The following is an 840-nucleotide window of genomic DNA, read 5'->3' as shown; positions in this document are numbered from 1 at the left end:
CGAATATCAATCGGCAACTCGGCATAGAATTCTTTTTCTGCCTCTTTCTTCAGTGCAATGGTTTCGAACTCGAGCCCACTCCCCAAACCTGTATGCGTAATATCCTCAAGCAAGCCGGGCACTTCGGTGTCCTTGGGCAACTGCTTTAGAAGCGCACCGAAGGTCTGCTCCATTTCCGCAAGCTGGGCACGAAACTGATCCAGGTTATGCGCTTCAAACGCTTTCTTCTCATAACTTTTCAGCAACGACGATTCTTCACGTTGCTGCTGATCGAGAAGCTTATTCGCATCCTGAATAACAAAGAAGTATCCCAGCGCCAGTACAGCGACCAAAACGAGTAACGCGGCACCGACTTTGACCGGTGTTGGCCACCCCCCCACATTTTCGAAGTCCAGACTGTTAAGCTCGTCCATCAACTCCCGTAAATCGAGATTTTTCAGCTCAGAGGCGTTCATTTTTGTTCTCCCTCTTTCTTGCTGTTCGGCGAGGACTGCTTCACGGTCAAGGTAAACTTATTCGCTTGGGAGCCATCCTCCAGCGCAGTCACATTCTGCAAATTGGCCTCACCAAACCACGGGGAGCCATCGAAATTACGCATCAACCGGGAGATGCGATTGTTACTTTCCGCCACCCCGGCAATGCTGTATACGTCCCCGATGCGCTTGACCTGAGAATAGAACACGCCATCAGGCAGGGTTCGCACCAATTCATCAAAGACATACACAATAGTTGGGCGATTTCCCTGAAGATTCTGAATAACCTCCATTCGTGCAACCAACTCATCCCGACGGGCTTGCAGCTCTTTAATTTCCTTGATCTTTTCGTTCAGCTCAGCGGTTT

2 protein-coding genes are annotated in these 840 nt (G+C 49.9%); both read right to left on the bottom strand.

The genetic code is table 11. The annotated features are described in order from the left end of the window. Window positions 1-455, bottom strand: a 455-nt coding sequence (locus A3730_RS07910) for a type 4a pilus biogenesis protein PilO (protein ID WP_063537865.1), incomplete at its 3' end; no start/stop codon positions are given. Further along, a partial coding sequence (locus tag A3730_RS07905; RefSeq protein ID WP_063519012.1) for a PilN domain-containing protein occupies window positions 452-840 on the bottom strand: 389 nt, incomplete at its 5' end. The genes A3730_RS07905 and A3730_RS07910, both read right to left, overlap by 4 nt.

This window comes from Alcanivorax sp. HI0044 (assembly GCF_001634945.1).
Note: the sequence above shows the minus strand (reverse complement) of the source record. Positions and strands in the feature narration are given on the sequence as shown.